Origin of the sequence: Acidovorax sp. ST3 (assembly GCF_003231145.1) — a bacterium.
In the GTDB taxonomy this organism is placed as follows: domain Bacteria; phylum Pseudomonadota; class Gammaproteobacteria; order Burkholderiales; family Burkholderiaceae_C; genus Acidovorax.
On the sequence record NZ_QKVP01000002.1, the window covers coordinates 859,296 to 879,374 of the forward strand.

A 20,079-nucleotide genomic window follows, 5' to 3' on the forward strand; every position below is an offset into this window, starting at 1 on the left:
CAGCGTCAGATACTGAACATCAGCGCAGTGAGCACGAAATCCAGTGCCAGCACCGCCAAAGACGCCATGACCACGGTGCGCGTGGTGGCGCGCGACACCCCTTCGGGGGTGGGGTTGGCGGCGTAGCCCTGCAGCAGCGCCACAAAAGTTACCGTGAAGCCAAAGACCACACTCTTGAGCACGCCGTTGCCCAGGTCCTTCCAGACATCCACCCCGCCCTGCATCTGGCTCCAGAACGCGCCGGGGTCGATGCCGATCATGAGTACCCCGACGATCCAGCCGCCGATGATGCCCACCGCACTGAACACCGCCGCCAGCAGAGGCATGGTGATCACACCGGCCCAGAAGCGGGGCGCCAGGATGCGCTGCACCGGGTCCACCGCCATCATCTCCATGGCGCTGAGCTGCTCACCCGCGCGCATCAGGCCGATTTCGGCCGTGAGCGATGTGCCCGCGCGTCCCGCAAACAACAGCGCCGTGACCACAGGCCCCAGCTCGCGCACCAAGCTCAAGGCCACCAGCAGGCCCAGCGCCTCGGACGAGCCGTAGCGCTGCAGCGTGTAGTAGCCCTGCAAGCCCAGCACAAACCCAACGAACAGGCCCGACACAGCGATGATGGCCAACGAATAGTTGCCCAGAAAATGCACTTGGTCGCGCACCAGCGCGGGCCGCAGAAACGTGGCACCCAGCAACCGCACCAGCCGCCCGAACAGCCGTGCGCCCATACCGATATCGGCGAGCTTGTGGCGCACCGCAAAGCCAACGTCGGAGGGCTTGTACCAGCTCACAGCGCACGCCCTCCCACTGGTCCAAAATCTTCCGCTACGGCCGGGCCGGGGTAATGGAACGGCACAGGCCCTGCAGGCAGGGCATTCACAAATTGGTGCACCAGCGGATCGCGGCTGGCAAGCACCTCTTCGGGCGTGCCTTGGGCTGCCACCACGCCTTCCCCCAGGATGATCACGTGGTCCGCCAGGCGGAAGGTCTCTTCCAGGTCATGCGAGACCACGATGCTGGTGAGCCCCATGGCGTCGTTGAGCTGGCGAATCAGCTGCGCCGCTGTCCCCAGTGAAATAGGGTCCAGGCCCGCAAAGGGCTCGTCGTACATGACCAGCTCCGGGTCCAGCACGATCGCACGGGCCAGCGCCACACGGCGCGCCATGCCGCCCGAGATCTGGCTGGGCATCAGGTCACGGGCTCCACGCAGACCCACCGCGTGCAGCTTCATCAGCACGACATCGCGAATCAGGTCTTCGGACAAATCGGTGTGCTCACGCAGCGGAAACGCCACGTTCTCGAACACGCTGAGGTCTGTAAACAGCGCCCCGAACTGGAACAGCATGCCCATGCGCCGGCGCGCGGCATACAAAGCCTGCACGTCCATGCGCCCGACGTCCTGGCCGTTGACCAGCACCAGGCCGCTCTGGGCCTTGTGCTGCCCCCCGATCAGGCGCAGCACGGTGGTCTTGCCCCCACCCGATGCCCCCATCAGCGCCGTGACCTTGCCGCGCGGAACCGCCAGCGTCACGTCGCGCAGGATCACGCGGTCACCGTACGAAAAGGTGACGTTGCGCAACTCGGCAAGAAAGGAGGACTCGGCCATGCAAGAAGGAGTGATCGGAATTCGGGCCTGCCAAAACACCACCCGCCCCCGAAAAACGGAGCGCAGATGGTAGCTGAAGACACAAACATACATTCACGTATGTTTGTAAAGAAAAGCACAACAGGCAGAGCCCCACCCCTTGGGACCGAGGCAAGCCCGGATTGACAGAACCCCTGATTGTGCCAACAAAGCCTCCAGAAGGCTGACGCCCGGTCATTGCCACAGCTTGAAGCCAAGCCCCACCAATACAAACGGCGCCCGAAGGCGCCGTGACCGTGAGGGTGCGCAATGCGCAGGATCAGCGTGGCAGGTCCGAGTAACCCATGAGGAACTCGTCCACTGCGCGCGCAGCCTGGCGGCCTTCGCGGATGGCCCAGACCACCAGCGACTGGCCGCGACGGATGTCGCCGGCCGCAAACACCTTGGGCACGTTGGTGGCGTAGCCACCTTCAAAGTCGGTCGTGGCGCGGGCATTGCCACGGGCGTCCTTCTCCACGCCGAACGCGTCCAGCACCGGGGCCACCGGGCTCACGAAGCCCATGGCCAGCAGCACCAGGTCGGCCTGGTAGTGCTTCTCGGTACCGGGGATCTCGACCAGCTTGCCGTCCTTGAATTCGACCTGCACGGTGGTCAGGCCCTTGACCTTGCCCTTTTCGCCGACGAACTCCTTGGTGGAGATCGCGAACTCACGCACGCAGCCTTCTTCGTGGCTGGAGCTGGTGCGCAGCTTCAGTGGCCAGTAAGGCCAGGTCAGGGGGCGGTTTTCCACTTCGGGGGGCTGGGGCATCACCTCGAACTGGGTGACGCTGGCCGCACCATGGCGGTTGCTGGTGCCAACGCAGTCGCTGCCGGTGTCGCCGCCACCGATCACGATGACATGCTTGCCCGTCGCCGTAATCTGGCCCTTGAGCTTGTCGCCCGCGTTGACCTTGTTCTGCTGGGGCAGGAACTCCATGGCGAAGTGAATGCCATCGAGCTCGCGGCCAGGCACGGGTAGATCGCGCGATTGCTCGGCGCCACCGGTCAGCAGCACGGCGTCGAACTCTTTGTTCAACTGCTCGGGCGTGATGGTTTCCTTGGCCCAGTTGGTGACCTTGGAGTCCTTGCCCAGACCGTCCTTGGCAGCGCCCACGAACACGCTGGTGCGGATGACTACGCCTTCGGCTTCGAGCTGCTTCACGCGGCGGTCAATGTGCGACTTCTCCATCTTGAAGTCGGGGATGCCGTAGCGCAGCAGGCCGCCCACGCGGTCGTTCTTTTCAAACAGCGTGACGCTGTGGCCTGCGCGGGCCAGTTGCTGGGCAGCGGCCAGGCCTGCGGGGCCAGAGCCCACCACGGCCACCTTCTTGCCCGTCTGATGCTTGGCGGGGCGCGGTTGCACCCAGCCTTCGGCCCAGGCACGGTCGATGATCGCGTGCTCGATGGACTTGATGCCCACGGCGTCGTCGTTCACATTGAGCACGCAAGCTGCCTCGCAAGGCGCGGGGCAGATGCGGCCGGTGAACTCGGGGAAGTTGTTGGTGCTGTGCAGCACCTCGATCGCGCTCTTCCAGTCCGCGTGGTACACGAGGTCGTTGAAGTCCGGAATGATGTTGTTCACCGGGCACCCGTTGTTGCAGAACGGCGTGCCGCAGTCCATGCAGCGCGCGCCTTGCACCTTGGCCTGGCTTTCGTCGAGGCCGATGACAAATTCCTTGTAGTGCTTCAGGCGCTCGGGCACGGGCTTGTAGCCCTCTTCGATGCGCTCGTATTCCATGAAGCCGGTAGTTTTTCCCATGACGATGTCCTTGTCTATGAATGCTGTGCGAAGGGGGATGGCGCCGCCTTACTTGGCGGGAGCCACTTCTTTTTTGGTAGCAGCTACCGCTGGTGTAGCGGACTCCTCCAGCACTTTTCGTTCATAAATTTCAGCCAACGCACGCTTGTACTCGGTCGGGAAGACCTTGACGAACTTGCTGCGCGATGCGGCCCAGTTGTCCAGCAGTTCGCGGGCGCGCTTGCTGCCCGTCCAGCGGTTGTGGTCTTCCAGCAGCTTCTTGAGCTGGGCCTCGTCCGTCTGGCCGTTGTGCCAGATCGAGCGGGGCACCGTGGCTTCCTGCTCGGTGGCGGGCAAGATGCGCTCCAGCGTCACCATCGACAGGTTGCAGCGCGTATCGAACTGGCCATCTTCGTCATAGACGTAAGCCACGCCGCCGCTCATGCCGGCCGCGAAGTTGCGGCCTGTCTTGCCGAGCACGACGACGGTACCGCCGGTCATGTACTCGCAGCCATGGTCGCCTGTGCCTTCCACCACCGCCGTGGCCCCCGACAGGCGCACGGCAAAGCGCTCGCCAGCCACGCCGCTGAAGAAGGCCTCACCGGTGGTGGCACCGTACATCACGGTGTTGCCCACGATGGTGTTGCGCACGGCCTCACCCCGGAAGTCGATGCTGGGACGCACGATCACGCGGCCGCCCGACAGGCCCTTGCCGGTGTAGTCGTTGGCATCGCCAATCAGGTACAGGGTGATGCCGCGCGTCAGGAACGCACCGAACGACTGGCCGCCCGTACCTTCCAGCTGGATGCGGATGGTGTCATCAGGCAAGCCCTCGGGGTGCACACGGGTGACCGCGCCGGACAGCATCGCGCCGACCGAACGGTTCACGTTGCGCGCCACTTCGATGAACTGCACGCGCTCGCCCTTTTCGATGGCGGGCTTGCTGCGCTCAATGAGCTTGCGGTCCAGCGTGTGCTCGATGTTGTGGTCCTGCACGTCCACGTGGAAGCGGGGCACGTCGGCGGGCACATTAGGCTGAGCGAACAGGCGGCTGAAGTCCAGGCCGCGTGCCTTCCAGTGTTCCAGGCCCTGGCGCATGTCGAGCAGATCGGTGCGGCCGATCAGGTCGTCGAACTTGCGGATACCCAACTGGGCCATGATCTGGCGCACTTCTTCGGCGATGAAGAAGAAGTAGTTCACCACATGCTCGGGTTTGCCCGAGAACTTCTTGCGCAGCTCGGGGTCCTGCGTGGCCACGCCCACCGGGCAGGTGTTGAGGTGGCACTTGCGCATCATGATGCAGCCCTCGACCACCAGCGGAGCGGTGGCGAAGCCGAATTCGTCAGCGCCCAGCAGCGCGCCGATGGCAACGTCACGGCCCGTCTTCATCTGGCCGTCGGCCTGCACACGAATGCGGCCGCGCAGGCGGTTCAGCACCAGGGTCTGCTGGGTTTCGGCCAGGCCGATTTCCCACGGGCCGCCCGCGTGCTTGATGGACGACCAAGGCGATGCGCCCGTGCCGCCGTCATGGCCGGCGATCACGACGTGGTCGCTCTTGCACTTGGCCACGCCTGCGGCGATGGTGCCCACGCCCACTTCAGACACCAGCTTGACGCTAATACCTGCGTGCGGTGCGACATTCTTCAGATCGTGGATCAGCTGGGCCAAGTCCTCGATGGAGTAGATGTCGTGGTGTGGTGGGGGCGAGATCAGGCCCACACCGGGCACGCTGTGGCGCAGCTTGCCGATGTAGTTGGAGACCTTGCCGCCAGGCAGCTGCCCCCCTTCGCCAGGCTTGGCGCCCTGGGCCATCTTGATCTGGATCTGATCGGCCGACGAGAGGTATTCCGCCGTCACTCCAAAGCGGCCCGAAGCCACTTGCTTGATGCGACTGCGCAGCGAATCACCATCTTGCAAAGGCAGATCGACCTCCACGTTCTCGGCACCGATCACGCTCTTGAGGCTGTCGCCCTTCTTGATCGGGATGCCCTTGAGTTCGTTGCGGTAACGCGCGGCGTCTTCACCACCTTCGCCTGTGTTGCTCTTGCCGCCGATGCGGTTCATGGCCACGGCCAGCGTGGCGTGCGCCTCGGTGGAGATGGAGCCGAGCGACATGGCGCCGGTGGCAAAACGCTTGACGATTTCCTTGGCAGGCTCGACCTCATCGATTGAGATCGCCTTGGAAGGATCGATCTTGAACTCGAACAGGCCGCGCAGCGTCATGTGGCGCTTGCTCTGGTCGTTGATGATCTGGGCGTATTCCTTGTATGTGTTCCAGTTGTTGGCACGCGTGCTGTGCTGCAGCTTGGCAATCGCGTCCGGCGTCCACATGTGGTCTTCACCACGGGCACGCCAGGCGTATTCACCACCGGCGTCCAGCATGGTTTCGAGCACGGGGTCGTCACCAAAGGCGGCCTTGTGCATGCGGATGGCTTCTTCGGCGATTTCGAACACACCGATACCTTCCACGCGGCTGGCGGTGCCGGTGAAGTACTTGCTGACGGTTTCCGAGTTCAGACCGATGGCCTCGAACAGCTGGGCGCCGCAGTAGCTCATGTAGGTGCTCACGCCCATCTTGGACATGATCTTGGACAGGCCCTTGCCAATCGCCTTGACGTAGTTGTAGATGGCCTTGTCGGCAGAAAGGTCACCACCCAGGTCCTTGTGCATGCTGGCCAGGGTTTCCATGGCCAGATAGGGGTGCACAGCCTCTGCGCCGTAGCCTGCCAGCACGGCAAAGTGGTGCACCTCGCGGGCAGTACCGGTCTCGACCACCAGGCCCGCTGTAGTGCGCAGGCCGGTGACCACCAGATGCTGGTGGATGGCAGACAGTGCCAGCAGCGCAGGAATGGCAACCTGCGTGGCGCTCACGGCGCGGTCGCTGATGATGAGGATGTTGGCACCGCCCTTGATGGCATCCACAGCCTGAGCGCACAGCGAAGCCAGCTTGGCTTCCACGCCTTCACGGCCCCAGCTCAGCGGGTAGGTGATGTCGATGGTGGCGCTCTTGAACTTGCCGTTGGTGTACTGCTCGATATTGCGCAGCTTGGCCATGTCGGCGAAGTCCAGCACGGGCTGGCTCACTTCCAGCCGCATGGGTGGGTTGACCTGGTTGATGTCCAGCAAGTTGGGCTTGGGGCCAATGAAGCTGTTCAGCGACATCACGATGGCTTCGCGGATCGGGTCGATCGGCGGGTTCGTCACCTGGGCGAACAGCTGCTTGAAGTAGTTGTACAGCGGCTTGTTCTTGCCGGACAGCACGGCCAGCGGGCTGTCGTTGCCCATGGAGCCGATGCCTTCTTCGCCGTTCTTGGCCATGGGCGCCATCAGGAACTTGATGTCTTCCTGGGTGTAGCCAAAGGCTTGCTGGCGATCCAGCAGCGGCAGGTCGGCAGCCTGCGGTGCCGCAGCTTGGGCACCAGCTTCGATGCTGTCGAGCTTGATGCGCAGGTTTTCAATCCACTGCTTGTAAGGCTTGGTGTTGACGATGTTGGCTTTGAGCTCATCGTCCTCAATCAGACGGCCCTGCTCCAGATCGATCAGGAACATCTTGCCAGGCTGCAGACGCCACTTGCGCACGATCTTGTTCTCAGGCACGGGCAACACGCCCGATTCGGAGCCCATGATGACCAGATCGTCGTCGGTGATGCAGTAGCGCGATGGACGCAGGCCATTGCGGTCCAGTGTGGCGCCGATCTGGCGCCCATCGGTGAACACGATGGACGCGGGGCCGTCCCAAGGCTCCAGCATCGCGGCGTGGTATTCGTAGAAGGCGCGACGGCGCTCGTCCATGGTGGTGTGCTGCTCCCAGGGCTCGGGGATCATCATCATCACGGCTTGGCTGATGGGGTAGCCCGCCATGGTCAGCAGTTCCAGGCAGTTGTCGAACGTGGCCGTGTCGGACTGGTCAGCAAAGCTGATGGGGTAGAGCTTTTGCAGATCGGCTGCCAGCACGGGCGAGGCCATCACGCCTTCGCGCGCCTTCATCCAGTTGTAGTTGCCCTTGACGGTGTTGATTTCACCGTTGTGCGCCACATAGCGGTAGGGGTGGGCCAGCGGCCACTCGGGGAAGGTGTTGGTGGAGAAACGCTGGTGCACCAGGCCGATGGCCGAGACGCAGCGCTCGTCCGCCAGATCCTTGTAGTACACGCCCACCTGGTCGGCCAGCAGCAGGCCCTTGTACACCACCGTGCGGCTGGACATGCTGGGCACGTAATACTCTTTGCTGTGCTTGAGCTTGAGGGCCTGGATGTTGGCGCTGGCCGTCTTGCGGATCACGTACAGCTTGCGCTCCAGCGCATCCTGCACGATCACGTCGTTGCCACGGCCGATGAAGACCTGGCGCAGGATGGGCTCCTTCTTGCGCACGGTGGGAGACATGGGCATGTCCACATTGACCGGCACGTCGCGCCAGCCCAGCAGCACCTGGCCTTCGGCCTTGATGGCGCGCTCCATCTCCTGCTCGCAGGCCAGGCGCGAAGCGTGCTCCTTGGGCAGGAAGATCATGCCCACGCCGTATTCACCGGCCGCCGGCAAGGTCACGCCTTGCTTGGCCATCTCTTCCCGATACAGCGCGTCAGGGATCTGGATCAGGATGCCGGCGCCGTCGCCCATCAGCGGGTCAGCACCCACCGCACCACGGTGGTCGATGTTTTCCAGAATCTTCAGAGCCTGCGTCACGATGTCGTGGCGCTTGATGCCCTTGATGTGGGCCACAAAACCGAGGCCACAGGCGTCGTGTTCGTTACCCGATGAATACAAACCGTGTTGTTGCAGATGCTGGATCTCGGCAGCCGTGGTCATGGCGCACTCCTATATTTTTCGTAGGGGAGCCGAGATTAGTGCATTGCAGCATATGTTGGCAAGCAAATTAAATGGGGTCAGATTCTTATTTAAGAAAATCCATGCATCGCAGGGAAATTATTGGGGACATATCAAAAATAATAGCAAACAAATCATGTAACACTTTCGCATCAACCTTCTTTCGCTATGTTTTTGATACTTCGTGGCCTGCCAGGCGCCCCCCGGGTGACACGGCGCGGCGTTTGCAGCTGAAGCCCCTCCAGGAACTCCGCATCACCCAATGCCCACCCGCTGAGTGCCGAATCGGTCAGAGACGTTTGCATCGCCACCCCCAAACCAGCCTGAACCAGCGCTGCGTACGCCGCCTCCCGCGCAAACGGGGTGTTGCCCAAAGCCCAGTACAGCGCATGTGGTGCCAACCACCGGTCGTTTCGCAAGCCCACCCAGTGCGCATGGCTGGACCAGGCGTAGTCTGCAGGTTGCTGCACCAACCCGGCCCGCACAGGGTTGAGATCCAGATACACCATGCATGCCAGCAAATACCGTTCCGGCTGCAATACGGTGGACCGGTACCGCCCCTCCCAGAGGGTGCCCGTACGGGCGTGTCGGCGATTGAAATACTGCACATACCGCCGGCCCATCGCCTGCATCATCCGGGGCAGGCCGTCTTGCGTCGTCGGAGTGACGAGCAAGTGGAAATGGTTGTCCATCAGCACATAGGCGTGAACCGCCACTGTCTCTTTGGCTGCGCCGTCTTTCAACAGCGTCAGCAGTGCCTCGAAATCTTCAGCGCCGTGGAAGATGGGTTGGCGGTTGTTACCCCTCAGGATGACGTGGTGCAGATGACCTGGCAGGGTCAGGCGTGGCAGGCGAGCCATGGTTTTGATTCAGAAATAGGATGCCTGCGATCATAGACCTGTCCCTTATTTGAATGGGTTGTGGCAACACACAGCATCCACACTTGCCCAAGGAAAGCACCCGCCTGCTGCAGAACCGGGCGGGCTCGCTGTGTGGGTGCTGTCAGAGGGAGGTCGGGTGGATTTCCAGGCCTGTCACCGCATCCACGCCAAAGCGTGCGCCCATGACTTTCTCCAAACCAAATTCGGCAAGGAGCGCCCGCAAGCGCTCGGCCGCACTGCGCTTTCTCTGGCCGGTGTAACGCGCAATGATGAGTTCGTTTTTCATGCTGTGCTCCCAGCCCACCAGCTCGGTTACGGTAACTTGGTAACCGCTGGCCTCCAGGTACAGGCAGCGCAGCACATTGGTCACTTGGCTGCCCAGTTCGCGGGTGTGCAGCGGGTGGCGCCACAGCTCCGCAAGTGGGGTACGCGCCAACTGAAGGGCCTTACCCTGACGCAGGCAGGCCGCCATTTCGGCTTGGCAGCAAGGCACCAGAACCATGGCCCGGGCCTTCTTTTGCAGCCCAAATGCAATGGCGTCATCGGTGGCGGTATCGCAGGCGTGCAAGGCCGTGACCACATCGATCTGGTCGGGCAACTCCCGGGCATCGGCCGATTCAGCCACCGACAGATTCAGGAACGACATTCGGCCGAATTGAAGCCGTTGCGCGAGCGCGCGCGACTTCTCTACCAGCTCCGCCCGTGTCTCCACCCCATAGATATGCCCGTGACCCAGCGCCTTGAAATACAGGTCATACAGGATGAAACCCAAATAGGATTTGCCCGCGCCGTGATCCGCCAGCGTGGGCCCACTACCCTTCTCAGATAGCTCTGTCAGCAAGGGCTCGATGAAATTGAACAGGTGGTACACCTGCTTGAGCTTGCGGCGCGAGTCCTGATTGAGACGGCCATCCCGGGTGAGGATGTGCAGTTCTTTGAGCAGTTCTACCGATTGGCCTGGACGCAATTCCTGCAGCTCCGCACTCTCGCTCTTGGGTTTGCTCAGGTCGCGGACGGGCTTACCGGTCGTCACTGCAGATGTCTTCTTTTTATTCATACCCTGAGGCCTCGTGTTGGCGGAGTTTCATCGCTGGCGACAGCGGCTGCCATGCTCTCGCCGCCGTTGTCATGGGCGCCCACGTCCAGCGCCAGCCAACCGGCCATACCCATCTCTTCCAGCACTTCCATGTTGCGCTCGAAGATGGTTTCCGCCTCAGGGAAGACTGAAGCCGCTCGGTCAATACTGGCCTCGCGCAGCAAATGCAGCGTGGGGTACGGAGCGCGGTTGGTGCAATTGGTCACGTCGTCCGCATCGGTGCCCGCGAACTGAAACTGCGGATGAAAGCTTGCGACCTGCAACGTACCCTCCAACCCCATGTCGTGCACCACGTACTCCACATCACCCAGAAAGTCATTGAAGTCCAGGAAGTCGTGCAAGCAATGCGGCACCACCACCAACGTGGTGTCCCTGACTTCAGCGGGTGCGTTAGCAAGCCCCTGGAGTTCTTCGCGCAGCGCCGCCAGCACATCCTCAGCAGTCGTAGCCAAGGTCACCACATGATGAATTTGCCCTTTGACATGCACCGATTTGGCAAAGGGACAGAGATTCAACCCAATGACGGCCCTCTCCAACCAGCGCACAGTGTCCTGGACGTAGGTATCTGTGGATTCAGAATAGGGAAGCGCCTTTGCGGCGTTGGTGGCGGAGGATGTCATGGGCGCGCGCAAAAGCGCAAGGGTAGAGGTGGGATTTTATCGGTGTGAGTTATTAGCGGATCTCGCGATAGCGGCGGCCCACCGTAGAGCCCGATCGCTCCGTCGGGAGACGCTCAACCCGGATAAGAAACGGCAGTAGTAACGAATGCACATGCACACGCAAGGCATGGTCCAAGCGGCAGTGGCTACCGCAACCTGAATATTGCGCAACGCCAGCGACGAGCGGCATTCAAACCAACTGCAACTCACCCCTTACTACGATCCTGACCGGGTGCTATTCCTGCAACAAGCGACGCCCTGTAAGGCGCTCATGTTCCCGTACCGCAAAGCGATCCGTCATTCCAGCAACAAAGTCGGCCACCACCCGCGCTCGCCCATACCTGTCGCCCTCTATGGCTCGCGCGGTAAAGGCAGCTTTCATTTCTTCAGGCCGTGCCATGTAGGCATCGAACAAGTCACGCACGATTTCTTGGGCATGACCCGTAGTCTCCATCACCCTGGGATGCCGGTAGAGATGCTTGAAGAGGAATCGCTTGAGTGTAGTGGAGCGTTCACGCATCTCGCCACCAAAGCTCACAAGAACCGGGAGCCTCCGCACCTCATCGGGATGAGCCGGCGCATGCTCTTGCAGCGCGGCTTTTGTGGTGTCAATGACGTCGTACACCTGAGCGCTGAGCATCCGCCGGATGGCCTCATACAACAAGCGACGTTGCATTGATGGCGCGCTGAGGTCAGGATGTTCCCTCTGGGCTGACCAACGGTATGCGTCAAACAAAGGTACTTCTTGCAACTGGGCCAAGGTAATCAACCCGGAGCGCACACCATCATCAACATCGTGCGCGTTGTACGCAATCTCGTCTGCCAGATTGCACAACTGCGCCTCCAAGCTTGGCCGCTCATTGCGCAAAAAGCGCGCACCGACTCCGTTGGGCTCCACGGCCTCCAACTGCAAAGCATGAGTACGTGAGCAGTGTTTGAGAATCCCCTCCCGGGTCTCGAACGTGAGGTTGAGTCCGTCGTAAATTGGGTAACGCTCTTCCAGCTGGTCCACTACCCGCAAACTCTGCAAGTTGTGCTCAAAGCCCCCGAAGTCAGCCATGCAGCCATTCAAGGCGTCTTGACCCGCATGCCCAAACGGGGTGTGCCCCAAATCATGGGCCAGAGAGATAGCCTCTACCAAGTCTTCGTTGATCTGCAACGAACGCGCAATAGACCGCCCGAGTTGCGCGACCTCCAAAGAATGGGTCAACCGTGTCCGAAACAGATCCCCCTCGTGGTTGAGAAAGACTTGTGTTTTGTAGACTAGCCGACGGAATGCTGTGGAATGGATAATTCGATCGCGGTCGCGCTGGTAGTCAGTTCGGGTTGGAGGTGGTGACTCAACGATCCTGCGCCCCCTTGTGTGCAACGGATTACATGCAAAAACGGAAAGGGAAAATCGTTGAAGATTATCCAACTCTAGACCTCTGAGAGAAATTTAATCCGACTCGCACTAATCTATTCAAGCACAACAAGCCTCAATAACTTCCCGCACCAAAGCCTCTGGCGCACCTTGAACGACCGCTTTGCCAGGCCCATCGATCAACACAAATCGAATTTCCCCCATATCTGACTTTTTATCGATTTTCATGAGCTGCAAGTAACGTCCAGCATTATCGTCGGAATCTAAAATCGGCCCCTTCGTAGGCAGGCCCGCACGCTCGATCAGAATTCGCAATCTCCGAACAAAGCTCTCTTCTAACAGCCCTAGTCGATGAGACAATTCAGCTGCCATCACCATTCCAGCAGCGACCCCTTCGCCATGCAGCCAAACTCCATATCCCATTCCAGACTCAATAGCATGCCCAAAGGTGTGTCCGAAATTAAGTATAGCGCGTAGTCCCGATTCCTGTTCATCCTTGCCAACTACCTCAGCCTTTATTTCACAGCAGCGCCGGACGGCATACGATAGTTCAGTTGTATCTCTGGCAAGTAATTGGGGAATAAATTTTTCGAGCCAGTCAAAAAATTTTATATCATATATTGGACCATATTTAATAATTTCAGCCAACCCAGCTCTCAGTTCTCTCAATGGTAAGCTGTCAAGCAGCCTAAGATCACAAACCACGAGTTTAGGCTGATAAAAAGCACCGATCATATTTTTGCCCAAGGGATGATTGATCGCCGTTTTCCCGCCAACCGAGGAATCCACCTGAGAAAGTAAAGTCGTTGGAATTTGGACAAATGGGATGCCGCGCATATAACTTGCCGCCGCAAATCCAGCCATATCCCCAACAACTCCTCCACCTAAAGCGAAAAGCACAGTTTTCCTATCACAACCATTCTCAAGCAAAGCATCATAAATATTATTCAAGGTCTGCCAATTTTTATGAAGCTCTCCATCAGGAAGAACAACGCTCAGTACCTTGTCATATATTTTTCGCAGAGATTCTGTCAAATTTGGCGAATATAATGGACCAACCTTTTCATTAGTCACAATTAGCGCTGAAGATCCACCCCGCCCCCTCCTCAAGAATTGCAAAATATCCAGGTTGGCTCCAATAATAATGTCATATGCGCGATCACCCAGCGCAACATGCACTTTAGAAAAATCGTTAGCCATTTAATTTACAATATATAAAAATATCCAAAAGATATTACAAGCAGTTCAAACAAAAAAAGCGGCAATGCCGCTTTTTGTTGTTCCTTTCAAGCATTCTGATCACACAGGTGTACAGGCCGGAAAAGTGATCGTTTTTACGTTACTACCGACGGTAGTGCCGGCGGTAAATTTGAAATCAATAGTCGCACGACCACTTACAACCGCGTCCTTTAACTCGAATTGCAATGTAACTGGTGTTCTAGTCAAACTACGAGAATCCAGCGTCGGGTTGCCAGAAGTCACCGAAGACACCACGATATCGCTCGAGGACTTTAACTCAACATTAGTGCCAACAGGAGCCGGCATGCCTGCAGGTGTTCCAATCTGACCTCTGAGAGTTGCCTTACATTTGGGATCCAAATCAGAAGCAGTCAATGCAATTGTACTAACCGCCGCACCCGTCGCATCGTAAAAGTCGACATTACCAACACTCGTGCTGCTTAGACGAATCGTATCGCTGATTTGCACACCATTGCCAACCTGGGTGGAAACTGTAACGTTAACGGCTTGCCCATCAGTGGGACGAGGGTTTTGAACTTGGTACTCCACTGTGCAGAGGCCATTGACAGTCGTACACCCGCCGCGACCCGAGGTACCCACACGGCCGAAATCTACAGTAGCGATAACTGGAACCCCATCAGAGACGGGATTACCATTTGCGTCAATTATGCCGATACGGATAATTGAATTATCACCTGAAATATCATTATTTAAATTGAATTTAGACGCTGACAAGTCAAACCCCCGAGGCACGGCAACGCCTGTAGTCACAGTCAGCTGGTCAGATTGCGAGACAATATCGCGAGAATTAACCGTTGCCCGAATAATAACAGCTGTGGGAGTCGATTTAGATGAAACAGACGTAGCCACAATGCCATCGGCATTACTCTTGGCGGATGGTACGTTCAATGTCACAGCAGTAGTAGGAACCGCAGCAAAGTCTACCAACACATCTTTGACCGGGTTACCATCCTTATCTACAACCCTGAAACGAAGGATTGCCGATTCGGACCGACCATTACCTCCAGAACCAGCTATTACAATAGATTTATCTGACGGATCAACACTGATGAAATTTAGAGCACTAGCAACCAGCTGTGGATTTACACCAATCACTACTGCACTAGTAACAGCTAAATTCTGAACACCTGTCACAGCTTCACTGGATACTTGTGCAGTAGCAGACACCGAAGTTGCCCCAATCGAAGTGGTAGAAACGGGTTCAATATCGATCTCAGCCTCCCCATTGGTATTTGTAAGGGCCGTCTTGGAATCGGGGCTGAATTTCAATAATCCGCCACCCGTTTCACTAAAGGTAACAATAGTGTTTTTAACAGGCGCGCCGCCCTTATCTTTCAGTACTATTTTAGCTTTTGCAGTCTTTTCGGACGCTGTGATTGAGAAAGTTTGAGTGCCAGCAACACCAGATACCACCTGAAGGTTCAGAGTACCGGCTGGCTGACTTCCATTTCCGCCTGACGAACCTGGATTTCCCCCGCCACCGCCGCAAGCGGTGATCAGGAGAGCACACACGCCTGCGCCAACAATTTGTAAAAATCGCATAAACTACATCCTTCCCATTTTATTAGCGAGCCGCACTACGCTCCGTGATAACCTTCGGAGTTATAAAAACCAACATTTCGCGTTTCGTTGATTCTCGAGTTCTATTTTTGAACAAATTTCCAACAACTGGCACATCACCAAGCAGAGGTATTTTGTTTTCTTGGTTCGTCTCTTCCATTTCGAAAATACCACCAATAACAACAGTACCACCATTTTCAATAAGAATCTGAGTCTTCACGTGCTTCGTATCAATGGCCACACCTTGGGTTGTTGTTTCACCACGACTATCTTTGTTAACATCAAGGTCTAAAATTATATTTCCTTCTGGTGTTATTTGAGGGGTTACTTCCAGTTTCAGCACCGCCTTCTTGAAAGCCAACGTTGTGGCACCATTAGGCGCAGTGACGGCGTAAGGATATTCAGTACCCTGCTCAATTAAAGCCTTCGTCTGATCCGCAGTAATGATCCGGGGACTAGAAACAATGCGACCTTTCCCGTCAGCTTCCATCGCAGATAATTCTAGCGTCAAGAATCGATTAGCAGCTGAATTGAATATTGATAGAGCGAAATTGCCAACGCTGTTGACATTCGATAGGCTCGCAGGCAGATTAACGAAGTTGCTGTTAGTAACAGTGGTTCCACCAGCCCCACTCGACGCGACAGCATTATCGTAAGATGTGCCAAAAGCTACGCGATTATTTCCACCTATTCCATATCCGCCGTCCCCACCGCGGTTGGCGCGCAAATCTGTCCCCCCCAAACGAACACCTAACGAGCGGCCAAAAGTATCGCGTGCCTCCACTATACGTGCCTCAATAAGTACTTGGCGTACGGCAACGTCCAAACTTGCCAGTAATGAACGAACTTCCTCCAATTTGCTGGGGGTATCTGTTACAAATAATTGATTTGTACGGGGCTCCGATATAGCACTCCCACGCTCAGACAAAAATCGAGTAGTAGTAGCCACACCAGAGCCTCCTCCACTGGTTGTAAGCTGCGTAACAATATCAGCAGCTTTTGCGTAATTCAACTGAAATGCTTGGGTTTTTAGTGGTTCGAGCTTTTGAATTGCCTGGGCCGCTTCAAAGTCTTTTTTCGTACGGGTGTCAATCTCATCTTTGGGAGCGATCCATAGAACGGAACCGGTTTTTCGCATTCCAAGCCCCTTGGCATCCATGATGATCTGAAGGGCTTGATCCCAAGGAACATCTTTGAGCCTTAGTGTAAGCGCTCCAGTTACCGTATCTGAAGTAACAATATTAAAATTGGTAAAATCCGCAATTACTTGTAGAAGCGATCTAACTTCAATATTTTGAAAGTTCAAGGAAAGCTTTTCTCCAGAATATCCAGGCCCCTGAGTCAGTTTGCTGAGATCAACCTTTTTCTGGCGAATCTCAATAACAAACTGATTGTCACTTTGATAAGCGCTATGCTCCCAGTCGCCACTGGACTCCACCAACATACGAACTCGCTCGCCGGTTTGGGTTGTGGTGATGTTTTGTATGGGCGTTCCAAAATCGGTGACATCGAGTCGCCGGCGCAATCCCTCGGGGAGAGAAGAGCGCATAAATTCAACAACAACACCTTTCGCCTGCTGCTGCAAATCAACACCCACTTGATTATTTGCGAGGTTAACAATAACTCTACCGGCCCCATCAGCACCGCGACGAAAATCGATATCCTTCAACGGCAATATATCACTGTTCTGACTCTCAGAAAATGAAGCAGTGCGAACGGGCGCTCCACTAACGCCAGCCGCGCCATCTAACGCCACAAATAAGGATTTCCCTTGAACATCTGTTTTATAGCCAACGGGAACTTTAAGATTTAACACTACGCGTGAGCGCCCCCCCGCCTCCACGATATTAACTGATCTCAAATTACCCAAATTAGATTCATACACAGATTTACCAAAAGAATTACTAACTCCATGGAAATCAAGAGCAATGCGGGCGGGAGATTGAGTCACAAATCCCGTCGGGCTTATCACAACAGAATCAGAAAAATCAATTCTCAAGGTTTCAACACCGTTTTGCACGCTTGCAGATACAGCACTAATAGTCCCCTGAGCGAGAGCGCAAAAGGAGACCATGAGGGCTGAAATGCCAACAACTATATTACGGCAGTGATTCGAAAACCTTACACTGTTTTGCTTCATTTTTTAGCCTCTTGTAGATCAAGCGATGTCGAACGCTCTATCCAATCCCCAGTCGCATCCTGTGCGATCTCGCGCAGTTGAACGGAATTTTCACTAATTTGAACAATTTTCCCGTAATTTTGCCCGAGATAATTGCCAACCTTAACCTGATAGATCAAATTATCAACTTTTATCAATGCAGCAGGCAACCCGGATTTTATTAAACTACCTACCATAGCCATCGTATCTAATGGAAAAGCCTCTAATGGCTCCTTGCGACGGGTCATTTCTGGCGCAATGAGCGCCACATTTGAAGCCACTTGATTGGAGTCCCGCTTTAGTGCTTGTGTTAGTTTGATCTGGTTAAATGGATCCGTAGTACCATCTTGGGCGTATGCCTCCGGAACAAACTTTTTGGGCTCAGTTAAGGGCTGGACACTCGGTTTCGTGTTTGCCCGCTGCTCTGCGATCCACACTCTTAATTCCTCCTCGCCGGAAGAGCCACAACCGGAGAGGATAAATGTAATTCCAATAATAAACAATCCAGCTAAAGCTTTCATTATTTAGCCCCCCCTGCTTTCTTCTGCGCCTGAATCTCCTCGGGGTCCAAATATCTGAAGGTTCGCGCCGTGGCATCTAAGGTTAACCCTTCACGAGCGCCAGGAGATATCGATATATTATTCAAGGTGACAATTCGCGAGAGATGTGCAATATCCGAAGCGAAAGAACCAATATCATGATATTTTCCAGTCACACGAATAGAGATTGGCAATTCAGCATAATAATCTTTTGCAATAACCTGCCCCGGCCGGAACAACTCAAATTGCAAACTTCTGCCCAAGCCAGCTTGGTTAATATCAGAAAGCAACGCTGCCATCTCGGCTTTACTTGGTAGCTGTTTTTCCAACTGAATCACGTACTGCTGAATCTGCTCACGCTGCTTTTTCAGCGCATCCAAACTTACAGCCTTGACCAGCTTCTGCTGATAATCTTTACGCAAGGCGACCTCCTTGTTGCGCTCGCCGTCTAGCTGTACCTCGTAGTCTTGCAAAAAGGCAAACCATGAAACTACAGCAACAGCGCTAGCAATGAAAATACAAAGGATCACTTTCGGCGCTATAGGCCAAACAGATGGATCTTTGGTATCGAGATTTTTAAACTGCCGCTGAACAGCTGCCAACCGGTCTGCAAGATTTATCGATTTTTCCTTTGTTTTCGCCATGTCATTTGCCTCCTGGCAAAGAAGCGGCAGCACTCGCAGCCTCTATTGACTTCTGTGCATCACTAGCCCGAACTAACTGAAATCTCAAGTTAAAAGCAGAAACCCTCCGTTGATCTCGCGGCGTTAGCGCCACACTGCTAGCAGTAATTTCAGCCAGTTCTGGTTTAGCAAGCCATGGCGTGTTACTGGCCAAATTCCGCAGCAACTCAGAAACACGCTCATTGGACTGAGCCATTCCTTGCATGGTAATGGTCTGGCCGGCCTGCTTGATTGCAGTAACATAGACACCATCTGGCAATTGCCTAACCATTTCGGTAAGCAGATGAACAGGAAGGTTACGGTCAGACTGCAGATCTTCCACAGCCTTCTGACGCGCACGCAACGAGGCGATCTCGTCCTCGATGGAAGCAATCTCCTTAATTTGCCCTTCCAGCACCTGGATCTCCTGCTGCAGAAATGCATTTTTATTCTGCTGATCCGTGATCATGATCTGAAACCACCAATAGATAGCTCCGGCGATGGCGAGACCCAACAAAAATGATGCAAACATCGTCGCCTGGAATGCCTCCTTGCGACGCTTGCGCGCCTCCTCGCGATGAGGTAATAAATTGATGAGGATCACTGCAGAAACCTCCGCATAGCGAGACCGCAAGAGGTCAGGTAAGAGGGCGCTTCACGCACCATTTTTTTCAGTCGCACGGAACTTCCGATTTCCATGCCATCAAATGGATTGACAGCGCTGCACGCGAAACCGGTTTGTTGAGTGACAGCTTCTGTAAGCCCCGGCAGAGGGGCTGAGCCTCCGGCAAGCATGATGTGATCTACGCGGTTGTGCGGCGTGCTCGTGAAGAAAAATTGCAGGGCCCGGCCAATTTCTTGGGCCATGCTGTCTACAAAAGGACGAAGGACCGCTGATTGATAGTCTTCTGGCAAATCACCACTGCGCTTTTTGCTCTCGGCTTCTTCCACCGAGAAACCATATTGACGAACAATCAACTGAGTAAGCTGGGCGCCGCCAAAGGCTTGGTCACGGTCATACAGAACCTCTTCGTTTCGGATCACCTGCATGCTGGTCGTCAGGGCTCCCACCTCGAAAAGGGCCACCATCGCATCCACGCCTTTATTCGGCAGCGCTTCAATGAGGCGCCCCGCAGCCAGTCGTGATGCATGGGATTCAATATCGACTACCACGGGCTTCAATCCAGCGGCCTCCGCCAAGCCCTGTCGGTCTTGGACTTTTTCACGCCGGGACGCGGCAATCAGAACGTCAACATCCCCTGGGGCGTTTTTGCTTGGGCCGATAACGCAAAAATCCAAGCTCACCTCGTCGAGCGAAAACGGGATGTACTGGTTGGCCTCGGATTCCACCTGGACCTCAAGCTCCTGCTCGGTCATACCACCTGGCAGCGTGATCTTCTTGGTGATCACTGCGGAAGGGGGCAGCGCAAGCGCGACGTTTTTGGTTCGAGTGCCGCTCTTCTTGACCAAGCGACGCAATGCGTCCGCCACTTCGTCAAACTTTTCGATGTTGCCATCGGTGATCCAGCCCCGCTCCAGTGGCTCGATCGCGCAACGCTCTAGGACCAGACTCCCCGCCTTATCGCGCCCCAACTCCACCAGCTTGACACTGGAGGAGCTGATGTCGATTCCCAGCAGCGGAGCAGACTGGCGATTGAACAAAGACCCCATTGAGATCAAGATTGGTCCCCTGTAACTTGCCAAAATGAGGCAACAAAACT

At 56.1% G+C, this 20,079-nt stretch carries 15 protein-coding genes; all 15 read right to left on the reverse strand.

All coding sequences use genetic code 11. From position 1 onward, the window contains the following. Positions 1 to 5: 5 nt before the first annotated feature. A complete protein-coding gene (gene mlaE, locus DNK89_RS08880) occupies positions 6 to 788 on the reverse strand; it encodes a lipid asymmetry maintenance ABC transporter permease subunit MlaE (protein WP_110959741.1) in 783 nt (260 codons plus the stop codon). Then, a complete protein-coding gene (locus DNK89_RS08885; protein ID WP_110959742.1) occupies positions 785 to 1,603 on the reverse strand; it encodes an ABC transporter ATP-binding protein in 819 nt (272 codons plus the stop codon). Before DNK89_RS08885 ends, mlaE begins: the two co-directional genes overlap by 4 nt. Positions 1,604 to 1,901: 298 nt before the next feature. After that, positions 1,902 to 3,380: a glutamate synthase subunit beta gene (locus DNK89_RS08890; RefSeq protein WP_110959743.1), complete on the reverse strand. Its 1,479-nt coding sequence runs from the start codon at positions 3,378 to 3,380 to the stop codon at positions 1,902 to 1,904. A gap of 48 nt (positions 3,381 to 3,428) precedes the next feature. Next, positions 3,429 to 8,162 carry a glutamate synthase-related protein gene (locus tag DNK89_RS08895; protein WP_110959744.1) on the reverse strand — a complete coding sequence of 1,578 codons (4,734 nt, stop codon included), beginning with the start codon at positions 8,160 to 8,162 and terminating at the stop codon, positions 3,429 to 3,431. Positions 8,163 to 8,332: 170 nt separating this feature from the next. Next, complete coding sequence (locus tag DNK89_RS08900) at positions 8,333 to 9,040, reverse strand: transposase (protein ID WP_110959745.1); 708 nt, start codon at positions 9,038 to 9,040, stop codon at positions 8,333 to 8,335. Positions 9,041 to 9,182: 142 nt separating this feature from the next. Further along, a complete protein-coding gene (locus DNK89_RS08905) occupies positions 9,183 to 10,118 on the reverse strand; it encodes an SAM-dependent methyltransferase (protein WP_238990728.1) in 936 nt (311 codons plus the stop codon). Next, a complete protein-coding gene (locus tag DNK89_RS08910) occupies positions 10,115 to 10,777 on the reverse strand; it encodes a DUF1415 domain-containing protein (RefSeq protein WP_110959746.1) in 663 nt (220 codons plus the stop codon). Before DNK89_RS08910 ends, DNK89_RS08905 begins: the two co-directional genes overlap by 4 nt. Before the next feature lie 274 nt (positions 10,778 to 11,051). Then, entirely contained in the window at positions 11,052 to 12,233 is a 1,182-nt protein-coding gene (locus tag DNK89_RS08915; protein WP_203422221.1) for a deoxyguanosinetriphosphate triphosphohydrolase, read from the reverse strand. 45 nt (positions 12,234 to 12,278) lie between these two features. Further along, on the reverse strand, positions 12,279 to 13,379 hold the full coding sequence (aroB, locus tag DNK89_RS08920; protein WP_110959748.1) for a 3-dehydroquinate synthase: 1,101 nt from the start codon (positions 13,377 to 13,379) through the stop codon (positions 12,279 to 12,281). 99 nt (positions 13,380 to 13,478) lie between these two features. After that, entirely contained in the window at positions 13,479 to 14,981 is a 1,503-nt protein-coding gene (locus DNK89_RS24245) for a hypothetical protein (RefSeq protein WP_153064274.1), read from the reverse strand. Between the two features lie 22 nt (positions 14,982 to 15,003). Further along, positions 15,004 to 17,139 (reverse strand): type IV pilus secretin PilQ, encoded by a 2,136-nt coding sequence (gene pilQ / locus DNK89_RS08925; RefSeq protein ID WP_110959749.1) that lies wholly within the window; start codon positions 17,137 to 17,139, stop codon positions 15,004 to 15,006. Then, complete coding sequence (locus tag DNK89_RS08930) at positions 17,136 to 17,678, reverse strand: pilus assembly protein PilP (RefSeq protein WP_110959750.1); 543 nt, start codon at positions 17,676 to 17,678, stop codon at positions 17,136 to 17,138. Before DNK89_RS08930 ends, pilQ begins: the two co-directional genes overlap by 4 nt. Further along, positions 17,678 to 18,340 carry a type 4a pilus biogenesis protein PilO gene (locus tag DNK89_RS08935; RefSeq protein ID WP_110959751.1) on the reverse strand — a complete coding sequence of 221 codons (663 nt, stop codon included), beginning with the start codon at positions 18,338 to 18,340 and terminating at the stop codon, positions 17,678 to 17,680. The genes DNK89_RS08930 and DNK89_RS08935 overlap by 1 nt, the downstream gene beginning before the upstream one ends. A gap of 1 nt (position 18,341) precedes the next feature. Then, positions 18,342 to 18,962, reverse strand: coding sequence for a PilN domain-containing protein (locus DNK89_RS08940; RefSeq protein ID WP_110959752.1), 621 nt, complete (start codon positions 18,960 to 18,962; stop codon positions 18,342 to 18,344). Continuing rightward, the gene (locus tag DNK89_RS08945; RefSeq protein ID WP_015012658.1) at positions 18,959 to 20,038 is read right to left on the reverse strand and encodes a pilus assembly protein PilM; all 1,080 of its coding nucleotides are present in this window, start codon (positions 20,036 to 20,038) and stop codon (positions 18,959 to 18,961) included. Before DNK89_RS08945 ends, DNK89_RS08940 begins: the two co-directional genes overlap by 4 nt. Positions 20,039 to 20,079 lie beyond the last annotated feature (41 nt).